The sequence below is a fragment of the Vibrio sp. Isolate34 genome (genome assembly GCF_022397915.1).
In the GTDB taxonomy this organism is placed as follows: domain Bacteria; phylum Pseudomonadota; class Gammaproteobacteria; order Enterobacterales; family Vibrionaceae; genus Vibrio.
Window position 1 is genome coordinate 241,154 of sequence record NZ_JAKEUO010000001.1, and the last position, 23,412, is coordinate 264,565.

General features: G+C 45.6%; 21 protein-coding genes and 1 pseudogene. 4 read left to right on the forward strand and 18 right to left on the reverse strand.

Features of this window, described 5'->3' with window-relative positions:
• Window positions 1–123: 123 nt before the first annotated feature.
• Both fadJ and fadI read right to left on the reverse strand, forming a co-directional pair.
• Window positions 124–2,340, reverse strand: a complete 2,217-nt coding sequence (gene fadJ, locus L1D22_RS01065) for a fatty acid oxidation complex subunit alpha FadJ (protein ID WP_239828430.1) — start codon at window positions 2,338–2,340, stop codon at window positions 124–126.
• The gene (gene fadI / locus L1D22_RS01070; protein WP_239828431.1) at window positions 2,340–3,647 is read right to left on the reverse strand and encodes an acetyl-CoA C-acyltransferase FadI; all 1,308 of its coding nucleotides are present in this window, start codon (window positions 3,645–3,647) and stop codon (window positions 2,340–2,342) included. Before fadI ends, fadJ begins: the two co-directional genes overlap by 1 nt.
• A 559-nt stretch (window positions 3,648–4,206) precedes the next feature.
• On the opposite strand from fadI, the gene L1D22_RS01075 reads away from it, so the two are divergent.
• The 4 genes from L1D22_RS01075 (at window position 4,207) to L1D22_RS01090 (ending at window position 8,689) form a co-directional block, all read left to right on the forward strand.
• Window positions 4,207–4,755: a sigma-70 family RNA polymerase sigma factor gene (locus tag L1D22_RS01075; RefSeq protein WP_239828607.1), complete on the forward strand. Its 549-nt coding sequence runs from the start codon at window positions 4,207–4,209 to the stop codon at window positions 4,753–4,755.
• Window positions 4,748–5,476 carry a DUF3379 domain-containing protein gene (locus L1D22_RS01080; RefSeq protein WP_239828432.1) on the forward strand — a complete coding sequence of 243 codons (729 nt, stop codon included), beginning with the start codon at window positions 4,748–4,750 and terminating at the stop codon, window positions 5,474–5,476. The genes L1D22_RS01075 and L1D22_RS01080 overlap by 8 nt, the downstream gene beginning before the upstream one ends.
• A gap of 297 nt (window positions 5,477–5,773) precedes the next feature.
• The gene (locus L1D22_RS01085) at window positions 5,774–7,036 is read left to right on the forward strand and encodes an outer membrane protein transport protein (RefSeq protein ID WP_239828433.1); all 1,263 of its coding nucleotides are present in this window, start codon (window positions 5,774–5,776) and stop codon (window positions 7,034–7,036) included.
• A 324-nt stretch (window positions 7,037–7,360) separates the two neighbouring features.
• Window positions 7,361–8,689 carry an outer membrane protein transport protein gene (locus L1D22_RS01090; protein ID WP_171349712.1) on the forward strand — a complete coding sequence of 443 codons (1,329 nt, stop codon included), beginning with the start codon at window positions 7,361–7,363 and terminating at the stop codon, window positions 8,687–8,689.
• 96 nt (window positions 8,690–8,785) lie between these two features.
• Here the strand turns inward: L1D22_RS01090 and L1D22_RS01095 are convergent, their stop codons facing one another.
• The 16 genes and pseudogenes from L1D22_RS01095 to L1D22_RS01170 all read right to left on the reverse strand — a co-directional run bounded on the left by L1D22_RS01095 (window position 8,786) and on the right by L1D22_RS01170 (window position 23,412).
• Window positions 8,786–9,568, reverse strand: a complete 783-nt coding sequence (locus tag L1D22_RS01095; protein ID WP_239828434.1) for a VacJ family lipoprotein — start codon at window positions 9,566–9,568, stop codon at window positions 8,786–8,788.
• A gap of 117 nt (window positions 9,569–9,685) precedes the next feature.
• Window positions 9,686–10,906 carry a c-type cytochrome biogenesis protein CcmI gene (gene ccmI, locus L1D22_RS01100; protein WP_239828435.1) on the reverse strand — a complete coding sequence of 407 codons (1,221 nt, stop codon included), beginning with the start codon at window positions 10,904–10,906 and terminating at the stop codon, window positions 9,686–9,688.
• Window positions 10,906–11,397, reverse strand: a complete 492-nt coding sequence (locus L1D22_RS01105; protein WP_239828436.1) for a cytochrome c-type biogenesis protein — start codon at window positions 11,395–11,397, stop codon at window positions 10,906–10,908. The genes ccmI and L1D22_RS01105 overlap by 1 nt, the downstream gene beginning before the upstream one ends.
• Window positions 11,394–11,945 (reverse strand): DsbE family thiol:disulfide interchange protein, encoded by a 552-nt coding sequence (locus L1D22_RS01110; RefSeq protein WP_017631754.1) that lies wholly within the window; start codon window positions 11,943–11,945, stop codon window positions 11,394–11,396. Before L1D22_RS01110 ends, L1D22_RS01105 begins: the two co-directional genes overlap by 4 nt.
• A 5-nt stretch (window positions 11,946–11,950) precedes the next feature.
• Window positions 11,951–13,921 (reverse strand): heme lyase CcmF/NrfE family subunit, encoded by a 1,971-nt coding sequence (locus tag L1D22_RS01115; protein ID WP_239828437.1) that lies wholly within the window; start codon window positions 13,919–13,921, stop codon window positions 11,951–11,953.
• Window positions 13,918–14,400 carry a cytochrome c maturation protein CcmE gene (ccmE, locus tag L1D22_RS01120; RefSeq protein WP_017060655.1) on the reverse strand — a complete coding sequence of 161 codons (483 nt, stop codon included), beginning with the start codon at window positions 14,398–14,400 and terminating at the stop codon, window positions 13,918–13,920. The genes L1D22_RS01115 and ccmE overlap by 4 nt, the downstream gene beginning before the upstream one ends.
• Window positions 14,397–14,603 carry a heme exporter protein CcmD gene (gene ccmD, locus L1D22_RS01125; RefSeq protein WP_009848525.1) on the reverse strand — a complete coding sequence of 69 codons (207 nt, stop codon included), beginning with the start codon at window positions 14,601–14,603 and terminating at the stop codon, window positions 14,397–14,399. The genes ccmE and ccmD overlap by 4 nt, the downstream gene beginning before the upstream one ends.
• Before the next feature lie 14 nt (window positions 14,604–14,617).
• Window positions 14,618–15,358, reverse strand: a complete 741-nt coding sequence (locus tag L1D22_RS01130; protein ID WP_017064107.1) for a heme ABC transporter permease — start codon at window positions 15,356–15,358, stop codon at window positions 14,618–14,620.
• Window positions 15,359–15,506: 148 nt separating this feature from the next.
• Complete coding sequence (ccmB, locus tag L1D22_RS01135; protein WP_004736228.1) at window positions 15,507–16,175, reverse strand: heme exporter protein CcmB; 669 nt, start codon at window positions 16,173–16,175, stop codon at window positions 15,507–15,509.
• A 1-nt stretch (window position 16,176) separates the two neighbouring features.
• Window positions 16,177–16,794, reverse strand: a complete 618-nt coding sequence (gene ccmA, locus L1D22_RS01140; RefSeq protein WP_171349718.1) for a cytochrome c biogenesis heme-transporting ATPase CcmA — start codon at window positions 16,792–16,794, stop codon at window positions 16,177–16,179.
• Window positions 16,795–17,072: 278 nt separating this feature from the next.
• On the reverse strand, window positions 17,073–17,585 hold the full coding sequence (locus L1D22_RS01145) for a DUF2802 domain-containing protein (protein ID WP_239828438.1): 513 nt from the start codon (window positions 17,583–17,585) through the stop codon (window positions 17,073–17,075).
• Window positions 17,585–18,079, reverse strand: coding sequence for a chemotaxis protein CheW (locus L1D22_RS01150; RefSeq protein WP_004739873.1), 495 nt, complete (start codon window positions 18,077–18,079; stop codon window positions 17,585–17,587). The genes L1D22_RS01145 and L1D22_RS01150 overlap by 1 nt, the downstream gene beginning before the upstream one ends.
• Window positions 18,080–18,149: 70 nt before the next feature.
• A pseudogene (locus tag L1D22_RS01155) lies at window positions 18,150–19,296 on the reverse strand (chemotaxis protein CheW).
• Window positions 19,283–20,065, reverse strand: coding sequence for a ParA family protein (locus tag L1D22_RS01160; RefSeq protein ID WP_239828439.1), 783 nt, complete (start codon window positions 20,063–20,065; stop codon window positions 19,283–19,285). Before L1D22_RS01160 ends, L1D22_RS01155 begins: the two are co-directional and overlap by 14 nt.
• A gap of 10 nt (window positions 20,066–20,075) precedes the next feature.
• Window positions 20,076–21,206, reverse strand: a complete 1,131-nt coding sequence (locus L1D22_RS01165; protein ID WP_239828440.1) for a chemotaxis response regulator protein-glutamate methylesterase — start codon at window positions 21,204–21,206, stop codon at window positions 20,076–20,078.
• Between the two features lie 13 nt (window positions 21,207–21,219).
• Window positions 21,220–23,412: a chemotaxis protein CheA gene (locus L1D22_RS01170; RefSeq protein WP_239828441.1), complete on the reverse strand. Its 2,193-nt coding sequence runs from the start codon at window positions 23,410–23,412 to the stop codon at window positions 21,220–21,222.

Sequence of the window (23,412 nt, forward strand, 5' to 3'; positions counted from 1 at the left end):
CCCGTCATTCCCGAGAAGAAAGAATGACTGAGTAGGGAATCTCATTCCTTTGGATACTCCCATTAAACAGAAAAGCCCGCATCAATTGCTTGATACGGGCTTGATAATTAGCGAACTAGAAAGTTACTTGTAAAAAGACTCATCCAAACCAGCACGTGTCAGTAGGCCATCACATGGTGCAAAACGATCACCGTACTTCTTAGCGAAGTCGTTCATCATCTCAACCAGTGACTTGATACCAATTTGATCCATGTAACGGAATGGACCACCCAGGAATGGAGGGAAACCGATACCGAAAATAGCACCAATATCGCCATCACGAGGGCTACGGATAATCCCGTCGTCTAGACAACGCACCGCTTCATTAAGCATTGGTAACACACAACGCATTGCGATGTCGTTATCACTTAACTTAGATTCAGGTTGCAGCTTAAGCAGCTTGTAAACTGACTTATCGACTTCCTTCTTCTTACCTTTGTAGGTATAGAAACCTTTACCACTCTTGCGGCCTTTACGGTTGTCATTCAGAAGAATATCGAACACATCTGGGCCTTGGAAACGGTCGCCTAACTCATTGACTAGAATAGGAATAATCTTAGCGCCGATATCCACGCCAACCTCATCTAGCAAGGTAATTGGGCCAACCGGGAAACCGAAGTCCAATAATGTGCTGTCGAGCTTTTCAATCGGCTCATTTGCCAATAGCAGATGTGCCGCTTCATTCATGTACGGAGCAAGAATACGGTTCACATAAAAACCTGCAGTGTCTTTAACTACAATCGGCGTTTTACCTTGCTTCTTCGCTAATGCCACTACAGTCGAGATAGTCTCTTCTGAGGTTGTTTCATGAGGAATAACTTCAACCAGCGGCATTTTCTCAGCAGGGCTGAAGTAGTGAAGACCGACCACGTTTTCCGGTCGTTGTGCTTTCTCTGCAATCTTATGGATTGGTAGCGAAGATGTGTTGGTCGCGAAGATAGTGTCTGGCTTAGCATTTTCTTCAATGTCTGCAACCATCGACTGCTTAAGATCGAGGTCTTCAAACACCGCTTCAATCACAACATCAGTGTGGTTAAAACTCGTAAAGTCGATACCACCAGACAGCTGAAGCATCTTACTTTCTAGGCCAGCACGGCTCAGAATACGACGCTTACGTTGCTTATCGAACAACTTGTAGTTGTAGTTAAGGGCATTCAAGACACCATCGTTTGATACATCTTTAATACGCACCGGCACTTTCGCTTTCGCCACGCTGACATGGCTGATACCTGCGCCCATAAGACCGCCCCCCAACACACCAACACGCTTAACCGCTTTCGGTTCTGCATCTGCACCGTGTTCTTTCTTCATTTCAGTGGTTGCAAAGAAGATTGAACGAAGGGCTTTTGATTCAGAGGTCATTACTAACTCAGAGAAACGCTTCGCTTCGTACTGAAGACCTTTTTCAAAGCCGTTTTCTAGACCATAACGAATCACATCGAGAATCGCGTCAGCTGCTGGGTAATTACCACGTGTTTTCTGATTGGTCTTCTTTGCAGCTTGTTCGAAAATCACTTTACGGCCAAGGCCATTGCGTGAGATCAGTTTCTCTTTAGTCGAAGCTTGGCTTTTAGATGCCAGACGTTTACCTTTTTTGCTGCCCGTATTCTTTTCAACAAAGCTTTTCGCTACTTCAAGCAAAATAGTATCTGGCACACAAGCGTCCACAACACCAAGCGATTTCGCTTTCTTAGCACGAAGCTGTTTACCGGTAAGAATAAGATCGAGCGACGGTAGCAAACCAATCAAACGAGGAAGACGCTGCGTACCACCAGAACCTGGTAGTAAGCCTAACTGTACTTCTGGCAGACCAAGACGCGTCTTATCGGAATCGGTACATACACGGTAGTCACACGCTAGTGCGAGCTCTAAACCGCCACCAAGACATGGGCCATGAATTGCGGCAACAACTGGGTAAGGAAGATCAGATAACGCTTGGAACATATCTTGACCTTGACGTGCTAGAGACTGTGCTTCATCAGCGGTTTTACACGCGTCAAGCATTCGAACATCAGCGCCAGCAATAAAGTTATCAGGCTTAAGAGAATGAACAATTAGCCCTTTAACGCGGCTTTGCTTCTCTTTTAACTGCTCAAAGATCGCTTTCATCTCTTCAGCAAAAGCCGCTTGGAGCGTGTTCATTTTCTCGCCCGGTACATCGATCGCTAGCCAAGCGATATCTTGGTCATCGATGTTAAGAGAGAATGCTGTCGCTTTCTTTTTGGTTGATTCAGTCGCAGACGTTGCATCTGGTTGAGCGACTGTTTCTTTTTCTGTTGTTGCATCAAGAGTCGTAGACATTATTCTACCTCCAAGATCATTGCTGCACCTAAACCGCCAGCCGCACAAGCTGTGTTCAGTGCCAAGCCGCCACCGCGACGTTTCAGTTCACGTAATGTTTGAGTCATCATGCGCGCACCAGTCGCAGCAAACGGGTGTCCGTAAGCAATTGAGCTACCCAGTACGTTGAACTTCTCCATATCAATCTCACCGATCGCTTTGTCGCGGCCAAGATTTTTCTGAGCAAACTCGTCACTTGCAAACATTTTCACATTCGCTAGAACTTGAGCTGCAAATGCTTCATGCATCTCGATAAGCGTAAGGTCCGATAGCTCTAAGCCAGTATTCTTCAATACTTGCGAGGTCGCGTACGTTGGTCCCATCAGCATATCCGTTTCAACACCAATCGCTGAGAACGCATAGCCACGAATATAACCCAGTACTTCTAACCCTAGCTCTTTCGCTTTGCCTTCACGCATCAACATGACTGCTGCGCCGCCATCTGTAAGAGGCGTCGCATTGGCTGCCGTTACACTGCCGTACTTTCTATCGAATGCAGGGCGCAGCTTCGCGTAACCTTCAACGGTTGAGTCGTGACGAATGTTGTTGTCTTCCGCCAGATACTTTTTGTAAGGCGCCGGGAATGCCGTCATTACTTCGTCTTTAATCTTGCCTTTTTTCCATGCTTGAGAAGCCAAAGAGTGAGAACGGTGAGCAAGTGCATCTTGAGCTTCGCGAGTAATCCCGTGAGTCTTCGCCATCTGCTCAGCAGTTTGTCCCATAGATAAACCAGTCGAGTATTCAGCAACGGCTGGCGGTACTGGCATAAGGTCTTTCACTGAAAGGGTTTTAAGAATCTTCAGCTTTTGACCCATGGTTTTGGTTTTGCTCAGCGCTAATAAGTTTGCCGCTAACTTTTTCGAAACACCGATTGGCAATACAGAAGACGAATCCGCACCACCCGCAATGCCGACATCAATCGTGCCCGCCATAATGCTCTCGGTCACGTTGACTGCCGCTTGGAAACTGGTCGCACACGCTCGTGTCACACTGTAGGCATCGGTATTGATGTCCATGCCTGTGCCCAACACGATTTCACGCGCGATGTTTGGTGCTTCTGGCATCTGAACAACTTGGCCAAAAACGACTTGTTCAATAAGCGCAGGATCGACATCAGTTCTTGCAAGCATTTCGCTCACAACCATTTTGCCTAAGTCGACCGCAGGCACTTGACTAAATTCTGTGCTCTGACGAGCGAATGGGGTTCGTAATCCAGCGACAACGGCAACACGTTCTCCAGAACGCGTTTTGACTTCCTGTTTGCCCATGGTTTCTCCTTAAAGTTAAGAGGTCTGACCTGAAGCATTGTAAAGAAGTTGTTAATTAAATCAAACGAGCGTTTAAATAAACGTGATACGAGTATCTCACTGTTTGAAAATATAACTGCACATTCAGGCGAACCTTTTTGGGGGTAAGGTTGTCGTAAGAGACTAAACTATTGTAAGTAAATACTGTTATCGCTTTGTAGGGATTGGTTTTCTTGAAGCAAAAAAAAACCACACAAAGCTGTGTGGTCGGAATGTGTATAAAGCAATTAACTTGACGCCAATTGAAATAATCAGTTTCCTGATTAGGAGAAAGTAAAGTCAGCCTTCAAAAGGAAGTGTCGTCTTGCTCAACATGCTAGCCACGAATGACTAACTAGACGACAAGGTGTACTATAACTTTTTCAGGGTCTTAGATTTTGAAGTAGATCAATTTTAATGTGATTTTACGAATTCCAGCCGCCGTTCGCTCTAAAGACGAAAAAGACTATAAACGAAGCACAACGTATAGAGGACAACTATACGCAGAGCAATTATGGAGGCTCGTGTGTCAATAATAAAAATGTTTGGAAAGAAAAAAGCCAAGCGTCCGGTCAACTCTGATATGGACAAACAAAGAAAATACGAAGCACTCGTGCGTGCCTATCATCGTGACCTCTTTCGCTACGCCTATTGGTTATGTAAAGACAAAAGCATTGCCGAAGATTTAGTGCAAGAGACTTGCCTTCGTGCATGGAAGTCACTCGATAGTCTACAAGATGAAAAAGCCGCAAAATCTTGGCTGATCACCATTTTGCGCCGCGAGAATGCTCGACGTTTTGAACGCAAACAGTTTGATCTGGTTGATATCGACGATCATGGTAACAATGCTAGTGTCAGTGATGACCCGCACCATCAACACCTGTGGTTGCAAGCTCAGATTATGAAACTTGAAATTGATTACCGTGAGCCTCTCTTCTTACAAGTGATTGGTGGTTTTAGTGGTGATGAGATCGCAGATATTCTCGAACTCAACAAAAACACGGTGATGACACGTTTATTCAGAGCTCGGAATCAGTTGAAAGAGATGCTGGATACAGAAGAGGCAGAGAGGGGGCAACATAATGGATGATTTGGAATTTCGTCGTCGTGTATTGTCGGAACCTAAACAGCGTACACAAGATATTATTGATGCGGCAACAAACAGCGAAGCCAATAGTAACTTCTTAGACGATGTACTATCGCTTGATAAACAGATCCACTCTGCGATGAACGTGGATGTGCCAGACGATCTTGCTGATCGCATTCTGTTCAATCAGACCTCAAGCGAAGAAAGCAAAGTGGTAAGGCCGACTTTTGCTCGACGAGCAATGGCGATGGCTGCCTCTGTAGCATTCGTTGCAGGCTTATTAGTTGGCCAAGTGAATTGGGGAAATGCATTCGTCTCTCCAGCACAAGCAAGCTTAGCGGATACAGCAATGAAGCACGTTGTTGATGAAAAGAGCTTTATTAGTGGACTTGATGAGCAAGTCACATCACAACAGATCAATGCCAAGATGAACCCGTTTGCTTTTCAGTTTGATGAAGCTTTTCCCTATCACGTTTACTACTTGAACCATTGTGGTTTTGGTAAGTCGAATGCCATGCACATGGTCTTCCAGGGGGAAAAAGGTAAAGTCACGCTGTTTTTAACTGGGATTCCAACAGACAAACCAGTCGACTTTGATGAGAAAGGCATGTCTGGTTCGGTAACTCCAATCGATGACAGTAGTCTGATCCTTGTCGGTGAAGATGGCGAGGACGTTTCTAACATCGCCGAAAAACTCACCAAAATGATCAAACCAATGGGCTGATTCGCTCTCAAAACCCCGTCATAAAAGGCCCAGCAATTATACTCTTGATATTGCTGGGCTTTATTTATAAATAAACACAGAAACCATTCACAAAACCAATAACTCTAGAGTTAAAACTCTAAAAATCAGCATTTCGCACCATTTTCGTGCCAGATAGGCGTCATTTCCATAATTTTCCACTCAAATTCCCCAATGGTCGGATTTGTATATCGTATACTTGCGAATAGGATCAGCCACCATTGAGCAATTGCTCAAATTAATCGCCCTGTAGAGGCGGATATATAAAGGAATAAATGAATGACTACCAACAACACGCGTCTGTTTAAAAAGTCTCTTTTAGCAGTAACAATTACACTGGCGTCTTCGCAAGCGATGGCAGCAGGTTTCCAAATTAACGCACAATCAGCTACCGGCATCGGCCGTGCTTTCGCTGGTGATGCAGTAATCGCAGATAACGCGTCAGTAATGGCACGTAACCCTGCAGCAATGGCACTGTTTGACAAAACTGAGCTTTCTCTTGGTTTTGAAACAATCACTTCAATGATTGAAGTGAAAGATACTAGCTACAATACGCTTGGTGGCGCAATGCCAGTCGATAGCGTTGATGATGTTGGTGATACTTCTGTAGCTCCAAACATTCACCTCATTATTCCTGTTAATGAAAAGTTTGCTTGGGGTGTGAACGCTTACTCTAACTTCGGTACTAAAACTGAGTTTTCAGATGATTACCTAGCTAGTGAATATGGCGGTTTAACAGATGTAATGAGCATCAACTTCGGTCTTGCAGGCTCTTACCGTCTAAACGATCAATGGAGCTTTGGTGCTGGTCTTGACCTGATCTACGGTGAAGGCACAATGAAGCGTACTGCTGGTGTCGGCTTTGGCCCAGCCGCAGGACAAAAACTACTTGACGTAGATGGTGCAACTGGTTGGGCTGTTGGCTTTAACGTAGGTACAGTTTACGAGCTAGATGAAAACAACCGTTTTGGTCTATCTTACCGTTACAGCCCTGAGTTCACCGCGGAAGATGACAACGGTCAAGAAATCACACTGCCTCTACCAGATATGGCAGAGTTCTCTGGTTTCCACAAAATTGAAGACACTAAATTCGCTGTTCACTACTCTGTTCAATGGATTGGTTGGAGTGCATTTGACTCAATTGATTTTGAGAAGCTAGATCCTACTCAATCGACACTGGCTTACGCATTGAGCGGCGGCACAGGTGCGTACCAGAAAGATTACAAATGGCAAGATGGTTGGCACTACGCTATTGGTGGTACATACTACTTGAACACTGATTGGACGCTTCGTGCTGGTTACATGTACGACACAAGTGCACAAGATTCTCTAACTTCTATCTCTGTACCAGATTCAGATCGTCAGTGGTTCTCTGCTGGTTTCACATACCACATTAATACCGATTCTAACGTAGACTTTGGTTTCACTTACCTACTAGGTGATGATACTAAAGTTGAAGAAAGCTTAGGCGCAACTTCTGTTAGCGCAACAACGCATGCTGATGCAATCCTACTAGGCCTGCAATATAGCCGCAGCTTCTAGCTTCTAGCTTCTAGCTTCTAGCTTCTAATATAAGCTAAGTTGTTAATCCCAAAGGGTCGCATTACGCGACCCTTTTTTATTGCCTAAACCACTGACCTACTTCAATTTAAGCTTACAACTGTAGCCTGCACGGCACATATATAGCTACAAGTGTACGCTCAAACTTCGCAACACAGTCGAAACATTCAGACTATTTACCTAATAATCAGTCACATTTGATCATTTAATCCCTAAAACACTGTTTTATTCGAATTTCGTTTTTAAAGTAATGACTCTAAAAGTAGAATCACGCCACTAAATACTTATGATTCAGCGAACATAATAATGAAAATGAATAAGACTCTTCTATCTGCTGCAGTGGCAGTTGGACTACTTTCGACTTCTACCGTAACTCAAGCGGCAGGTTTTCAACTAGCAGAATACTCAGCAACAGGTCTTGGCCGTGCATATGCTGGTGAAGCAGCAATGGCTGACGGTGCGGACGCACAATGGCGTAACCCTGCAATGTTGACTTACCTAGAAGGCACTCAGGTGTCTGTTGGTGGTATCTATGTTAACCCTAACATTGATGTTAAAGGTGAAGTCAACCACGCTCACCCTGCAATAGGTACAAGCCAAGCATCTTCAAACGATTTCGCAGATGACGCTATTATCCCGAACCTTTACATTTCTCACCGCTACAACGAGAAGTTTGCTATCGGTTTTGCATTTGGCACGAACTATGGCATGGAAACCAACCTAGGTGATGATTTCAATGCTTCTCACTTCGGTAACGAAGCAAGCGTTATCACTAAAGAAGCTAACCTAAACTTTGCTTATCAAATTGTTGAACAAGTAAGTGTTGGTGGTGGTATTCGATATATAATGGGCGAAGGTAGCTTTGGCGCGACTGCTCCTGCAAAGAATGCTGTTGGAGTAAATCCAAGTACTGGTGCACCAATCTCTGTCCCTGCTGGAACAACACTGAAATACATGGAAGGTGATGACACTGCATGGGGCTGGCAAGTAGGTACTGCATGGCAGATCAATGAGAACAACCGTATCGGTTTTGCCTACAAATCTGAGGTTGAACTCAAATTAGAAGGCCATGCTGAAGGTATGGGCTTTGGCATGATGACACCAGGTCAACGTGACAACGGTCATATGATGCTAGCGCTTCCTGCTACAGCAGAGCTTGCTAGTTTCCATCAACTAACAGAAGCATTGGCAGTCCATGCTAGCTTCAACTGGACTGATTGGAGTTCTTTCGAAAAACTACAAGCAGAATTAAACACATACGGCAGCCAAACAGTTAAAGTTGAAAATTGGGAAGATAACTACCGTCTAGCTCTAGGTGCGACTTACCAAGTTGACCCTAAACTAGCACTGCGTACAGGTGTAGCTTACGATACTTCTGCAGTAAGTGACAAAAACCGTACTATCACGATTCCAGAGACAGACCGTACTTGGTTAAGTATTGGTGCTGGTTACCAATGGTCTGAGCAACTTTCGCTAGATGCTGGCTTTACCTACATCATTGCTAAAGACGCGCCAATCACTGAATCACGCGGTTATGCATCTGACGACGCTGCAGAAGCAGTTGGTGGTCAATTTGTTGGTACAACAACAGGTAATGTTTGGTTAGTTGGTGTACAAGCTAACTACCGCTTCTAATCTGTTTGACTTAATTTAAAGTCATACGAATTAAAAAGGCTCGATGTTGTTTTCAACATCGAGCCTTTCTTTTACCTGTTATTCAAGGTCTTCTATTTAGTAATCTTCTAAATAGCCATCAATGAAATCTTCTTCATCAAGATCAACCTCTTCAGGTTCAATCTCCGCTTTAAAGTCACGACGTTGAATATAAACATCACGCGTTAAAGCGTATGGATCCGGAGAATCATCTAACAAGGCTTCTTGCGATACTAACTGAGCTCGGGTTTCCATCCCCTCAAATGCCCACTTGCCTAGGCTCGCCCAGAAATTCAAGAAGGACAAAGGTACATACAAACCATCGACGGTTTCAGTCACTTCACGTGTTGTTAATGGGCCATAACCCGGCACCATGAAGTACGGTCCGTTCCCTACTCCATAATGACCAATCGCATCAGAGAACGACTTGTCATCGTATTTGGTAATCCCAGCTTCGCTGGCGATATCGATTAAGCCTAGCAGGCCAAATGTCGAGTTAATCCAAAACCGGTTAAAGTGGTCGAGTGCTTTCTCACCATTACCCATGATGAGGTTATTCACCATGCTTGATGGTTCGTCTAAGTTGGCTAAAAAGTTGGAGATACCAGAACGCACCGGCACAGGGGTGTAGTCAACATAAGCGAGAGAAACAGGGCGAACCAAATAAGGGTCTAAATACTCGTAGTTAATATTCCACATCGCTCGGTTGAAACCTTCAAAAGGATCATTCGGGTGGGGTTCTTCGACGTATTCAGAGGTTTCAAGATTATCATTATTGCTATCATCTGGCGCGCTAGAACAGCCCACCGTTAAGCTTGCGATAAAGAGTAAACTTGAGAGTCTTAAAACACTGATAGACATATCACCTTTTCCATAAGGAATAATTAAAAGGCCAGCAATCGCTGGCCTCAATTGTTTGCGTAAGTCTATACCGTTTGTTTATAAATCGAAATAGCTAACACCTATGCAAGATGATGATTAATATTGCTTATTGATATTAATGGTCACAGGTTCACCCAATTCAACCACTTCACTCTCACCGTACCAATCACCATCGCGAGTTGAAACGTTACTATCTGTATCAAGCCTAGCTCTAACCATCAGAGTTTCAAGGCTAGACAGCTTCTGACCTTCCATCATGCTGTTGCCATCATCAAGCACAACGGTACGAGGGAAAGTACCCAATGGGTAGCGAGCAGCTGCAACAGGCATTGGTGAGCCATCAGCTCTATGTACTGAAACAACCAACACTGATTTTGGATCCGCGTTCACATCACCAGATAACTCAAGCGTTACTGCAACAGTCTTACCTTGGTCAACGCCCATGGCATTGCCCATTTTTTGCTGAGCACTTTCAATACTGCGTGACAACATTTCGTAACGACTGTCTTGTGGACCAATCATCTGTTGCATGATGCTCCAGTACTTCACAGCACCTGGGTAATCTTGACGTTCAAATGCGTCGAACGCTAGCAATGAGAACACACGAAGGTCAACGTAATCGTTTTGAATCAAACGGCTCAGAAGCAGACGAGCTTGGTTTTGGTCTGCTTCGTCAGGAGAAAGCATCAGCGCTTGTGCGAAACCTAACTGAACATCTTCATTCTTAGGCTCAAGCTTGTACGCTCGTTCCATAGAATCTTTTGCTGTTTCAGCGTCGCGGTTAGCCAAAGCAATACGACCTAATAGTAACCAACCCGTCGAATCTTCAGGTTGGTAGTGCAAGCGAGTACGCAGTGCTAGCGTCAAATCTTCTAGTTCGTCATCCGTTAGCGCACCACCTTCCGATGACATTAGCTTTTTAGACAATTCAGGAAGGTTCGAGCTCACTTCTTGCCAGTGTTGAACTTTGTCTAATGCACCGAACTTAAAGTACATACCATAAGTCACAACAACGACGAGAATGATCGACGGTACAACCACACCAACCGTTGAGATGTGAGTTTTCTTCATCTCTTCTTGCGCTGGTACATCATCAAGCAGAGATTGTTTCAAATCAGCGATCAGCTCTTGCTGGTTATCAACAAGGCCTTCTTCTGCTTCTACTTCTAGCTCAACTAGACGATCTTTATAGAATGCTTTGTTCAACTCGTCGCGCAGCATTTCGTCGTTGTTCGCCTTCTTTTTAATGAAAGGCAGAACAATTAAGAAAATTGCCGCTAGAGAAAGGATAATGGTAGAAATCCAAAATAGAGTCATTACTGTTTGTCTCCGTCGTTCTCTTCATCGAGTAACGCTTTTAAACGTGCTTCTTTGTCAGCATCCCAGTCTTTATCTGACTCTACTGCCGCTTTCGATTTTGACTTTCTGCTGCGTAAGATGATCAAACCAAATCCAAACACAACCACAGCAAACGGACCAATCCAAAGGATTGAAGTTGCTAGTGTCAGCGGTGGATTGTAAGTAACAAAGTTACCGTAGCGAGCGATCATGTAATCAATGATGTCTTGCTTCGACTTACCGTCCTTTGTCATCTCGTACACTTTTTGGCGTAGATCGACCGCCAGTTCAGCATTCGAATCACCAATGGTGTTGTTCTGACATTTAGGACAACGAAGCGTGTTGCTCAACTCTTTGAACTGCTGCTCTTGGTCGACGTTATCAAATTCATGAAATTCGATAGGTGCAGCAGAAACTGTCGCTGAAATCGCAAGCGCTGCGAATAGAGTAATCAGTGCCTTCTTGATCATTTCGCTTCCTCCAACAAGTCTTGATACATCGGCTCTAGCGTCGATGCCCAGTTGGTTGGATTCACGTCACCCACATGGCGGTAACGAACTACGCCGTTAGCGTCAATTAGGAAGGTCTCAGGAGCGCCATACACGCCAAGGTCTAGGCCTAGCATACCGTTACCATCAAAAAGGCTGATTAGATACGGGTTGCCTAGCTCGTTTAACCAACCAACCGCTTTGTTGCGATCATCTTTATAGTTAAGACCAATAATCTTAACGCCTTGATCAGCGAGCTTGTTCAGGTAAGAGTGCTCTGCATAACAAGTCGGGCACCAAGTCGCCCACACGTTAAGAAGCAGCGGCTCACCTTTAAAGATCGCTTGGTCATGTAACTTACCTGGTTGCTCTAGATCTTCTAGGTCAAACTCAGGAACAGGCTTACCAATCAATACGGATTCAAGCTTAGTCGGGTCATCGCCCGACTGGTTGCGCATTAATTGCGTTGCAAAGATTCCAGCTAGAACCATGAACGCAATCAAAGGAATGAATAAAATCTTCTTGTTCATTCGAATTAAGCCTCCTGCTCTTTAGCCGACTTTTTGGTTGGCTTACGGAAACGGTAACGACGGTCACTGATAGCGATAGCACCACCAATCGACATAATCAAAGAACCGGCCCAGATCCAACGTACAAACGGTTTGTAGTAGATACGAACAGCCCAAGACTTGTTGTCGTCCAAACGCTCACCCATTGCAATATAAAGGTCGCGTGTTACGCCACGGTCAATCGCAGCTTCAGTCATCATAGACTTAGCTGTGGTGTAGAAACGTTTTTCTGCGTGAAGCGTGTTTATGTATTTGCCTTCTTTGGTAATTTCAAAGTCAGCAATGTAACCATCGTAGTTTGGACCATCTTTGTCACGAACGCCTGTGAACAGGAAACTGTACTCTTCAAGTTGGTAGCTTTCGCCTGGTGCTAAGCGTACATCGCGTTCGATGCTGTAGTTTTGCACCATCGCGATACCAATCACTGTCACGGCTAGACCAATGTGACCACACATCATCGCCCAGTGGCTACGAGGTAGCTTAGTCAAACCTTTCATAAACGTATGACGGTGAGTCGCACGCTCATGCAGTTCAAAACCGTGCATGAAGATGATCCAGAATGCCATTACCCAACCAGCAAACGCAGTACCACTGAAGCGATCAGCCAATAGAGCAACCATTAGCGCGCTCAAGCCAAGTGAGAATACACCTGAAATCAGCATTGGCTTAACAAGCTTAGACAGGTTGTCGCGTTTCCAGCGGATCAGAGGACCGATACCAAGCAGGAACGAGAACGGAATCATTAACCAGAAGAACAACATGTCAAAGAATGGAGCACCGATAGATACCGAGCCCAAGCCTAACTGTTTGTGAACTAGAGGTAACAGCGTACCTACTAACACAACCACTAGAGCTGCAATCAATAAGATGTTGTTGCCAAGCAGCGCGTTTTCACGAGAAACCAGATCGAAATTACCACGAACACGCACCGAAGCGCCTTTAACAGCAAACAACAGCAGTGAACCACCAATAACGAAGACTAGGAAGCCAAGGATAAACATACCGCGAGCAGGATCCGACGCAAACGCGTGAACCGATACCAAGATGCCCGAACGAACTAAGAATGTACCTAGTAAGCTTAGCGAGAATGCAGAGATAGCTAGCAGTACTGTCCAAGCTTTAAATGTGCCACGCTTTTCGGTTACCGCAAGCGAGTGCATTAATGCAGTACCTGCCAACCAAGGCATGAATGAAGCGTTTTCTACTGGATCCCAGAACCACCAGCCACCCCAACCAAGTTCGTAGTAAGCCCACCAAGAACCTAGTGCGATACCTACAGTTAGGAATAACCAAGCAGCAATTGTCCAAGGACGAGACCAACGAGCCCATGCCGTATCTAAACGACCGCTCATTAGAGAGGCGATGGCAAAAGAGAATGCTACCGAGAAACCTACATAACCCATGTAAAGCATTGGCGGGTGAATGATCAAGCCCGGGTCTTGCAGTAGTGGGTTCAGGTCACGGCCATCAACAGGGAAGAAAGGCAATGTACGTAAGAACGGGTTAGACGTCACGATAATGAACAGCAAGAAGCCGACAGTAATCAAACCCATGATAGCCAATACGCGAGCCACAGACTCTTGAGGCATACCGCGGCTAAACGTCGCAACAGCAACCGTCCAACCCGCTTGGATTAGAACCCAAAGCAGCAATGAACCTTCGTGAGCGCCCCAAACCGCAGTAATTCGGTAGTACCAAGGCAGTTGGCTATTCGAGTTACTTGCTACGTATTGAATCGTAAAATCATTTGTGTAAAACGCGTAACACAAGATAAAGAACGAAATCGCTAAGAATCCGAACATACCCCACGACAATGGTCGTGCGCTGTTCATCAATAATGTGTTATTTCGAGCGGCTCCATACAATGGGAGCACGCTGAGCAGCAATGCTAATCCCAAGGATAGGATCATCGCAAAATGGCCGATCTCGGCTATCATTGAGCATTTCCTTCTTTTTGTTCAGTCGTGTATTGCAAAGGCTCATGGGTTTTCTTCATTGCTTCCGCAACTTCAGAAGGCATGTACTCTTCATCGTGCTTTGCCAACACCTCAAATGCTTCGATTGTCGTTGCATTTTTAAGGACACCCTGAGCAACAATACCTTGGCCTTCACGGAAAAGATCAGGAAGGATACCATCGTATAGAATTGTTACTTTAGGGCCTACATCCGCCAAATCGAAGCTTACACGTAGTGATTCATTGTCACGGCTTACAGAGCCGACTACGACCATGCCACCAATACGTAGGCGTTGACCAACTTCAGGTTTTTTACCGTCTTTGCCGTTTACCAGCTCAGTTGGCGTGTAGAACAGATCCATGTTCTGGTTAAGTGCGTAAACCATCAATCCAACAGTCGCACTGATACCAAAAAAGATCGCTAAGACAATGCCCAGCCTCTTTTTGCGTCTTGGGTTCATAGAGTGTTCTCCATATTTTTTGCTGCATCGATACGAGCTTGACGATCAATCTTAGCTTGTACTTCATTTAGTAATTGCTTACCACGACGAACGCTTACCACCAGTAAGATGATCATCGCGAGGAATGTGATTCCAAATGCACTCCATACATATGAGGCGTAGCCCCCCATGGCAAAGAAATCACTCAAAGATTCAAAATACATAATTACCTACCCTACTACGCTTTTTCGGCCGCAAGCTTGCGGACCCATGGACGGTGACTCTCTTTACTGATGATTTCGTTACGGAAACGAACCATAGTCACAGCGCCAAAGAAAAAGGCGAAGCCGAAGATGTTAAGAAGAAGCGGCCATAGCATGTCACTTGAAATAGAAGGCTTGTCGAACTTAGTGATCGTCGCGCCTTGGTGAAGTGTGTTCCACCACTCTACTGAAAAGTGAATGATAGGTAGGTTGATAACACCAACAATTGCCAAAATGCCTGCTGCTTTAGCGGCTGTTTTTTGGTCGTCAAACGCGTGGTGAAGTGCAATCACACCCAAGTACAAGAATAGAAGAATCAGCTCTGAGGTTAAACGTGCATCCCAAACCCACCAAGCACCCCACATTGGTTTACCCCAAACCGCACCTGTTAGCAGTGCAATGAAGGTAAATACAGCACCAATCGGTGCCATAGCCAGTGCCGCCATGTCTGATAGCCTTACCTGCCATACCAAGCCGATAAAGGCAGCAATCGCCATCGACATGTAAACGCCCATAGACCAGATTGCAGACGGAACATGGATGTAGATGATTCGGAAACTATCACCTTGTTGGTAATCTGAAGGCGCAAATGCAAGCCCCCACACGGTACCGACGGATAGACACAATAGCGCTAGGATCGAAAACCATGGCAGAAGTTTACCAGCAAGCTGATATGAGGTTTCTGCTTTGGCATAGGGATGGAGCCATTTCCACATGTTGTAATCTCACTCTTACTTCATATTGCTTACAGCTATTAAAGCTATAATTATAATAATTTATTTTATCTTGCTTTCAGTTTTGCTGACTCTATGAGTCCAATCGACACATTTGGTTCACATTAGCTATACGATAACGGAACCCTTATCAGTTCACACTCACTCTAAGTGCGGCACTGATCGCAAAAGGTGTCAGAGTCATCGCACCCATTAACATCGCACCAAGTACCGCCAACTGGCCGTTGTACGCAACGCCCAATGCCGCAGCGTCAATAGCTGACGTCGCGAAAATCAAAATGGGGATGTAAAGCGGCAGAATTAACAGGCTTAACAGGACTCCGCCCTTCTGTAACCCAACGGTCAACGCAACACCAATCGCACCAATGAAGCTCAATGCGGGTGTACCTACCAGCAAGGTCAACACAACTGAGAGCCATGTATCAAAATCTAAAGACAACAAAACAGCCAACAATGGGCTGATTAGAATTAATGGTAACCCGGTCAACAACCAGTGTGCTATGACCTTGGACAATACTACCAACTGCAACGGGATGGGCATGAGCATCATCTGTTCGAGGGCACCATCTTGAAAATCATCGCGGAAAAGGCGCTCTAAAGAGAGCAATGCAGAGAGTAAAGCGGCTACCCAAACAATGCCTGCAGCAATGCGCGCAAGTAGGTTGGGCTCAGGGCCGATACTTAAAGGGAAAAGCGTAATAACAATGATGAAAAACCACAGAGGGTTAAAGATATCCGCTTGACGTCGGAATGCGATAAGCAGTTCACGTCGGATAATCGTGGTCATAGAAGAGATCATATTACTCACCCAACTTTATTTTTCTTAGTTTCGGGCTATCAGCAAACATATCTTGGTGCGTGGTTAATAATACGATGCCACCGTTGTCTGCATGCTGAGAAAAAAGAGATTCGAGAACCTTCACGCCCTGCTTATCAATCGCAGTCAGCGGTTCATCGAGAATCCACAACATTTGTTTGCTCAACCAAAGACGAGCCAACGCCACTCGGCGCTGTTGACCTGCAGAAAGTTGCCCAGCAGGGACATCTTCTCTACCCGCAAGTCCGACTTGAGCCAGAGCATGGTAAAGGTCTTCTTTGCTCGAACCACCACTGTGAATAGATTGATAGAAACTTAGGTTCTCATAGGCACTCAGCTCGCGCTTCACGCCCGTTTGGTGACCAAGAAAAAGCAAATTTTGATGATAAACATCTCGACTCGATTCGATGGACTCACCATCCCAAGAGATAGTGCCGTCATCGCGATCACCTAGACCAGTAATAATCCTAAGGAGTGTCGTTTTCCCGGTACCGTTACGACCTTCAACCTGAACCAGTTCACCTGGTTTCAATTGAAAAGACAACGATTCAAACAGAACCCTGTCGTCACGAATAGCAGTTAAATTTGAGACTTCTAGCATAGGAAAATTTAGTCGAGTAATGAGAGGGCTATAGTAGCACACCAACATGGTGACAAAACAGGACTAGGCGTTTTCGATAGAACAAACTCCGTAAGAAACTGTTACCACCGCATCACAATTTACACATTTTAATCAACAAACAAGATATTGTCGTAGATACAAGCACTTATAAACATCGTTCTATATACAACAGACAGACATAAAAAAAGAAGCCGGAGCTTCTTTTAAGAGGAATGCGTGATAAACATCAAGTGCTCGATACGCAATAAGCGCTCAATTTATCGACGTCGAGGTGGGTCTCTGCGATCACGAGAAGACGCAGGTTGTTCATCAAATGATGAAGGATTGCTTCTTAGCGAAGGAATTTTCTCTTTACCAGCAAGCTTATTTTGCAGAGACATCATTAGCTCAGCTTCCGCTTTTGGCAATTCGCATTCTTCGATCAGTTCGTTAATCCCAGCACCAAGCTGAACCATTTTCGTTGCACGCGTGTACAAGCGTCCATCGGTATCCGCATGTTCCAACTCAACAATACGTTCATTCAAGTGTTTGATCAGATCTTGCTGCTCAGTCACTTTCTGACCAAGACCAACCACAACAGAGCGAACCTCAAGTAACTGCTTACTCGATTTTTGAAGCTCTTTGTCCAAGTTACGAACTTGAAGGCGTGACTGATCAAGCTGCTTTTGAATCGCACGTTTTACTTTGCTAATCAAAATCAGGATGAATAACGTAAAAACCCCGACTCCGACAATCAGAGCAACTGGGGTTAAAGGAAGCGCTTCAAACATTACAGGTGAGCCATCTCATCCCATTCGTCTTCGCTTAGTAGTTTGTTTAGATCTACTAAGATAAGCAGCTTGCCATCACGGTTGCTTACACCTTGGATGAACTTCGCGCTTTCATCAGTACCAACACTTGGTGTTGTGTCGATTTCAGAAGAACGTAGGTAAACCACTTCAGCAACGCTATCTACTAGGATACCAATGACTTGGCGCTCAGATTCAATAACGATGATACGAGTATTGTCTGTAATTTCACCTTGCATCAAGCCAAAGCGTGAACGAGTGTCGATAACAGTAACAACATTGCCACGCAGGTTAATAATACCTAGCACGTAGTCTGGAGCACCCGGTACCGGAGCAATTTCGCTGTAACGCAGTACTTCACGTACTTGCATTACATTGATGCCGTAAGTTTCTTCTTCTAGCTGGAATGTTACCCATTGAAGTACTTCGTCATTAGTTTGATCTTTTCTTACTTCAACTTCACTCATTTGAGACATAGATAATCCTCTTGCCGTCGTTACCGACCACTATTATTAACTTGATGCTTTTGTTGTACCAATCGTAGTACTAGCTCAATGCTTTTACATCTAGCCCTGCATTTAGCATGGCGATTAATGCTTCGACATGGATCAAAGCACACATTTTTTCTTTTACCATACCAGCGAGCCAAGGGCGTTTACCCGCCGTTTCTCGCCAGCGTACTTTATCTGTATTCAGCAACTCGGTGCCTTTGAGCTCAGTTCCCGCAAGGCCCCACAAGCTTTCTCCAAGCATCACTATATATTGATAGTTTTCTTTGTATTCGTCACCTGATAGTTTCTCAGACATCACCCATTTTGCGGTATCGACCACATCTAGCTGACTATCACGGTTAGTTTGCAACCCCAAATACCAAGTCGGTTTACCAATAATGTGATTGACCTCTTCAAGGCGGTGGATACCACCGAGTTCATCAAGCGGCACCGCAAAGGTCACACCATTCACATCAAAATACAGTACTTGAAAATCTTCTGTTCGAGTTTGGCTCTCCCAAGAAGTAAATTGATCAGCGCCTCCAGCTTGAGTTTCAAGTTCAACAACTGGCTCGATTGAAAGAGCTTCAAGCTCAGGTTCTATCACTTCAGCTTGTTCAGTTTTGACTAACTCAGCTTGACCGGCGAACTCAACTTCAATTTGTTGCTCTTCAATTGACGGTGATTCAGCCAAAGGCTCCACAGCAATTGATAAATCGGTTTCTGGAAGATTCCAATCTTGAATTTCTGGTTCTTCAAACACTTGAACAGATTCAACCGCGGCATCAAACATTTGCATGTCTGTTTGCTGAGCGATTTTCTGAGTGTTTTGATCCATCAACTCATCGAGATTCAGTTCGTCGACAACATTGGTTGCCTCTAATCGGCTTAGTAGCTTTTGAACATCCTCAAGATTAGGCACTTCAAACTCAGCTGCACGAATTTCCGCGTAACTTGAATGATGACTCGCCAATTGGCGCTCTGGCTCTGGCTCTGGCTCTGGCTCTGGCTCTGGCTCTGGCTCTGGCTCTGGCTCTGGCTCTGGCTCTGGCTCTGGCTCTGGCTCTGGCTCTGGCTCTGCCTCTGCCTCTTGCTCTTCCGCTTGCGATTCATCTTTAGATTCATCATCCAAAATAGTCATCCAGCGCTTGTTCACTCGATAGACTTGGTCGAGCCATTGTTGATTCTTTATTCGCGCTCATTTATCGCCAACCTTTCGAGATAAATAAGCAGTTGTTTGTAAGCAAATACACCACGACTACCCGATGCAAAATGAGAGGCTGGCAAGCGCTTCAGGCTTGCGTCTCTAAACTTGGTATCAATCGGCACAGCAGACGTCCAAACTTGGTTCGGATAATCCTCTTTGAGCTGCGTTAATGTTTGCAGTGAAGCCTTGGTTCGCTTGTCGTACATCGTCGGGACAATCGTCACCTTAAACGGTGTTTTGCGAGACTTCTGCATAATGGTTAGCGTGCGAATCATGCGCTCCAAACCTTTCATTGCCAGAAACTCCGTCTGTACCGGAATCAAAATACGGTCACTCGCCGCCAATGCGTTCACCATCATCACACCAAGAATTGGCGGACAGTCGATCAGCACGTAGTCGTAATCATCTTTCAACGCCGCTAATGCACGCTTCAAGATTAACCCCATGCCGCTTCGATTCCCCATCACACGGTCAAGTGTTGCCAACGACATGTGTGCAGGAATGATATCGATGCCTTCAACTTCGGTTTGCAACGTTAGTGGTCTTACTGTCTGCGCAGAAAACTCACGCAACTGGAACAGATCAAACAGGCTCGATTCCACCGTATCTGAGTCGTAACCCAGATAGGTGGTCAGTGATGCATGTGGGTCAGTATCAACCAACAGAACACGATGCCCTTTTAAGGCAAGTAAGCCTGCTAAGGTCACTGTCGTGGTTGTTTTACCAACACCACCTTTTTGGTTTGCAACACTCCAAACAATCATCTCGATTTACCTAAGCTAACCCAACTTCAACCAAGATCCTTTCCGCGATGCGGTCTAGAGGTAGGTCTTCAGTAGAAATGCCAGCTTTTGCTACAGCTTGAGGCATACCATATACAACACAGCTATCTTCGTCTTGTGCCCAAATTGTCGAGCCCGCAGTCTTCAACATACGCGAACCTTCTCGACCATCTGCGCCCATACCGGTCAGGATCATAGACAAGACTTTATCGCCGTAGATCTTCGCAGCAGAGCCGAATGTTACATCCACACATGGTTTGTAGTTCATGCGGTCGCCGCCATCGATAATTCTTAAGCGAGCAGAACCAGGGCGCCCATCAACCATCATCTGTTTGCCACCCGGCGCAAGATAAGCCACACCAGGCTTCAACACATCACCATCTTGAGCTTCACGCACTTCAATCTTACACAAGGTATTCAATCGGCTAGCAAAAGCAGCAGTGAAGGTTGCAGGCATATGCTGAACTAACACAATCGGATGTGGATAGTTGGCAGGGATACGGGTCAAAATCTTCTGCAGTGCAACCGGACCACCAGTCGATGTACCAATTGCCGTTAGCTGATACTTCTTACCCGAAGCTCTAAACTTAGCTGCTGATGCAACCGCAGGCTTCGCAGATGAAGTAGCAGCCGAAGTCGCTGCTGACATCGGTTGGCGTAATGGCGCTGATGTTGAAGTCGTTGCAGTAGCTCGCGGTGCAACAGGTGTACGACGCATGAATGCACGCTTAGCGGCAATCTGAATCACACGCTGTTGAAGCAATGCGACTGCGTCATCACGGTTACGAGCGATGTCTTCAAACTTCTTAGGTAAGAAATCCAGAGCACCGGCGTCTAACGCATCTAACGTTGCTTTCGCACCGTCATGCGTTAACGATGAAAACATCAAAATAGGCGTTGGAGACGCAGCCATAATTTCACGAACGGCTGTGATGCCGTCCATGACGGGCATTTCGATGTCCATCGTAATCACGTCAGGTCTTAGCTTCTTTGCTTTCTCGACCGCTTCTTTGCCGTTTACTGCTACATCGATGACTTCTAGGCGAGCCTCTGAGTTGATGATCTCGCTAACGCGACGACGAAAAAAGCTCGAATCATCAACGACTAATACTTTAATCGCCATATTTATCCTTAAATTAAATTCTTGACGCAGCTGCGTACTGCTTCAACAAGTCCGGCACATCTAGAATCAATGCAATGTGTCCGTCACTTGTGATTGTCGCGCCTGCCATTCCTGGCGTGCCTTGCAATAGTTTATCAAGTGGCTTGATGACTACTTCTTCTTGACCGATAAGCGTATCGACAACAAAACCAACACGTTGACTACCCAGTTGTACGATAACAACATGGCCGTGTCCTTTGCGTAGTTCAACAATACCCGCTTTAGGCGCAAGCCAGTTTTGCAAGTAGAACAACGGAATAGACTTGTCACGAACGATGATAGTCAGTTGACCATCAACCACGTTAGTGCGGCTTAAATCTAGGTGGAAGATCTCGTTTACAGATGCCAGTGGCAATGCAAATGGGTGACCCGCAACACCGACCATCAAGGTAGGTAGAATCGCTAGCGTCAGTGGAACCTTGATCGTGATCTTAGTGCCCTGTCCCATCTCTGAATCGATATCAATTGAGCCATTCAGTGTGTTGATCGCTGTTTTCACAACATCCATGCCTACACCACGGCCAGAGATATCAGAGATCTGCTCTTTGCTTGAGAAGCCAGGAGCGAAGATTAGGTTGAAACACTCTTTGTTTGATAAGCGAGACGCGGCGTCTTCATCCATCAGACCACGTTTAACCGCGATAGAGCGAAGCTTATCTGGGTCCATACCGCCACCGTCATCAACGATAGCCAGCTCAATGTGATCGCCTTCTTGAGAGGCAGACAGAATCACTTTACCCGTTCTCGATTTACCGGCAGCAACACGATCTTCCGGCATTTCAATACCGTGGTCGACAGAGTTTCTCACCAAGTGAATCAGGGGATCTGCAAGTGCTTCAACTAAGTTTTTATCAAGGTCCGTCTCTTCACCGCGCATCTCAAGAACAATGTCTTTCTTCAAGCTACGAGCAAGGTCACGGACAACTCGTGGGAAGCGACCAAATACTTTCTTGATCGGCTGCATACGAGTCTTCATTACCGCACCTTGTAGGTCTGCAGTAACAACATCTAAGTTAGAAACAGCTTTCGACATTTCTTCGTCGTTGCTGTTTAAGCCAAGGCTGACAAGTCGGTTACGAACCAATACCAATTCTCCTACCATGTTCATGATGGTATCGAGTGTTGATGTATCGACACGAACGGTTGCTTCAGCTTGTTGCTTCTTCGCTGGCGCTTTCACTTCAGCTTTTGCTGGAGCGCTCGGCTTCGGTTCAGCTTTAACCGCAATCGGGGCTGCAGGCGCAGCTTGTGGTGCAACTGGCGCAGGCTTAACTTCTGCAGGCTTAGTCGCGGCATCAAGCTCTTCAATTGAAGGCCCGTTACCTGAACCATGCAGTTGGTCTAGTAACTTCTCGAACTCTTCGTCCGTCATCAGATCATCGCCTTCAGACATCGCCGAAACAGGTGCTGCAGGAGGAGCTGGCGGTGGAGGAGGCGTTGAACTTGCCGCAGTCGGGCTCTTACCTGCACCGTGCAATTCATCTAATAACTTTTCAAATTCGTCGTCAGTAATATCACCGCTGTCTGCGACAGGCTGAGGTGCAGCTGGAGCTGGCGGCGGTGTGGGTGCAGAAGCCGATGTTGGTGAACCACCTTTACCATGAAGTTCATCAAGTAGGCGTTCAAACTCGTCTTCAGAGATATCATCAACAGAAGACGCGCTGATGCTTGCGCTTTCAACAGTAGGTTCCGGAGCTGTAACAGGCTCAGGCGCTGCAACAATAGGTTCAGGGATAACAGGTGCTGGTGCTTCTACTGGTGTAACTTCATCAGCAGACTCTGGTTTGCAGAGACGATGAAGCTCATCCAATAGAGATTGGTCAGCTGGTACTAGAGGTTCCTGATCTTGCACGGCTCGAAACTGTACATTAACTGTATCTAGCGCCTGCAGCATGGTATCCATCAAACCTGATGTTACGCTGCGTTGGCCGTTTCTTAGAATGTCGAATACATTCTCAGCACCATGACAAGTATCCACCAGCTCAGTCAATGCTAGGAAACCAGCACCACCTTTTACTGTATGGAAACCACGGAAAATAGCATTTAATAGGTCTTTGTCGTCAGGGTTATTCTCAAGCTCTACCAGTTGCTCTGATAGAAGTTCAAGGATCTCTCCTGCTTCGACTAAAAAGTCCTGAAGAATATCTTCGTCTAAATCGTAGCTCAT

Excerpts from the sequence above, each read along its gene's own strand:
- L1D22_RS01150 (WP_004739873.1), bottom strand. The coding sequence starts at position 18,079 with ATGTCTCAAATGAGTGAAGTTGAAGTAAGAAAAGATCAAACTAATGAC.
- ccmE (WP_017060655.1), bottom strand. The coding sequence starts at position 14,400 with ATGAACCCAAGACGCAAAAAGAGGCTGGGCATTGTCTTAGCGATCTTT.
- L1D22_RS01160 (WP_239828439.1), bottom strand. The coding sequence starts at position 20,065 with ATGATTGTTTGGAGTGTTGCAAACCAAAAAGGTGGTGTTGGTAAAACA.
- L1D22_RS01145 (WP_239828438.1), bottom strand. The coding sequence starts at position 17,585 with ATGTTTGAAGCGCTTCCTTTAACCCCAGTTGCTCTGATTGTCGGAGTC.
- L1D22_RS01075 (WP_239828607.1), top strand. The coding sequence starts at position 4,207 with ATGTTTGGAAAGAAAAAAGCCAAGCGTCCGGTCAACTCTGATATGGAC.
- L1D22_RS01095 (WP_239828434.1), bottom strand. The coding sequence starts at position 9,568 with ATGTCTATCAGTGTTTTAAGACTCTCAAGTTTACTCTTTATCGCAAGC.
- L1D22_RS01085 (WP_239828433.1), top strand. The coding sequence starts at position 5,774 with ATGACTACCAACAACACGCGTCTGTTTAAAAAGTCTCTTTTAGCAGTA.
- fadJ (WP_239828430.1), bottom strand. The coding sequence starts at position 2,340 with ATGTCTACGACTCTTGATGCAACAACAGAAAAAGAAACAGTCGCTCAA.
- L1D22_RS01115 (WP_239828437.1), bottom strand. The coding sequence starts at position 13,921 with ATGATAGCCGAGATCGGCCATTTTGCGATGATCCTATCCTTGGGATTA.
- ccmD (WP_009848525.1), bottom strand. The coding sequence starts at position 14,603 with ATGTATTTTGAATCTTTGAGTGATTTCTTTGCCATGGGGGGCTACGCC.
- fadI (WP_239828431.1), bottom strand. The coding sequence starts at position 3,647 with ATGGGCAAACAGGAAGTCAAAACGCGTTCTGGAGAACGTGTTGCCGTT.
- ccmA (WP_171349718.1), bottom strand. The coding sequence starts at position 16,794 with ATGCTAGAAGTCTCAAATTTAACTGCTATTCGTGACGACAGGGTTCTG.
- L1D22_RS01165 (WP_239828440.1), bottom strand. The coding sequence starts at position 21,206 with ATGGCGATTAAAGTATTAGTCGTTGATGATTCGAGCTTTTTTCGTCGT.
- L1D22_RS01080 (WP_239828432.1), top strand. The coding sequence starts at position 4,748 with ATGGATGATTTGGAATTTCGTCGTCGTGTATTGTCGGAACCTAAACAG.
- L1D22_RS01110 (WP_017631754.1), bottom strand. The coding sequence starts at position 11,945 with ATGAACAAGAAGATTTTATTCATTCCTTTGATTGCGTTCATGGTTCTA.
- L1D22_RS01130 (WP_017064107.1), bottom strand. The coding sequence starts at position 15,358 with ATGTGGAAATGGCTCCATCCCTATGCCAAAGCAGAAACCTCATATCAG.
- L1D22_RS01170 (WP_239828441.1), bottom strand. The coding sequence starts at position 23,412 with ATGAGCTACGATTTAGACGAAGATATTCTTCAGGACTTTTTAGTCGAA.
- ccmI (WP_239828435.1), bottom strand. The coding sequence starts at position 10,906 with ATGACTCTATTTTGGATTTCTACCATTATCCTTTCTCTAGCGGCAATT.
- L1D22_RS01105 (WP_239828436.1), bottom strand. The coding sequence starts at position 11,397 with ATGATCAAGAAGGCACTGATTACTCTATTCGCAGCGCTTGCGATTTCA.
- ccmB (WP_004736228.1), bottom strand. The coding sequence starts at position 16,175 with ATGATCTCTTCTATGACCACGATTATCCGACGTGAACTGCTTATCGCA.
- L1D22_RS01090 (WP_171349712.1), top strand. The coding sequence starts at position 7,361 with ATGAAAATGAATAAGACTCTTCTATCTGCTGCAGTGGCAGTTGGACTA.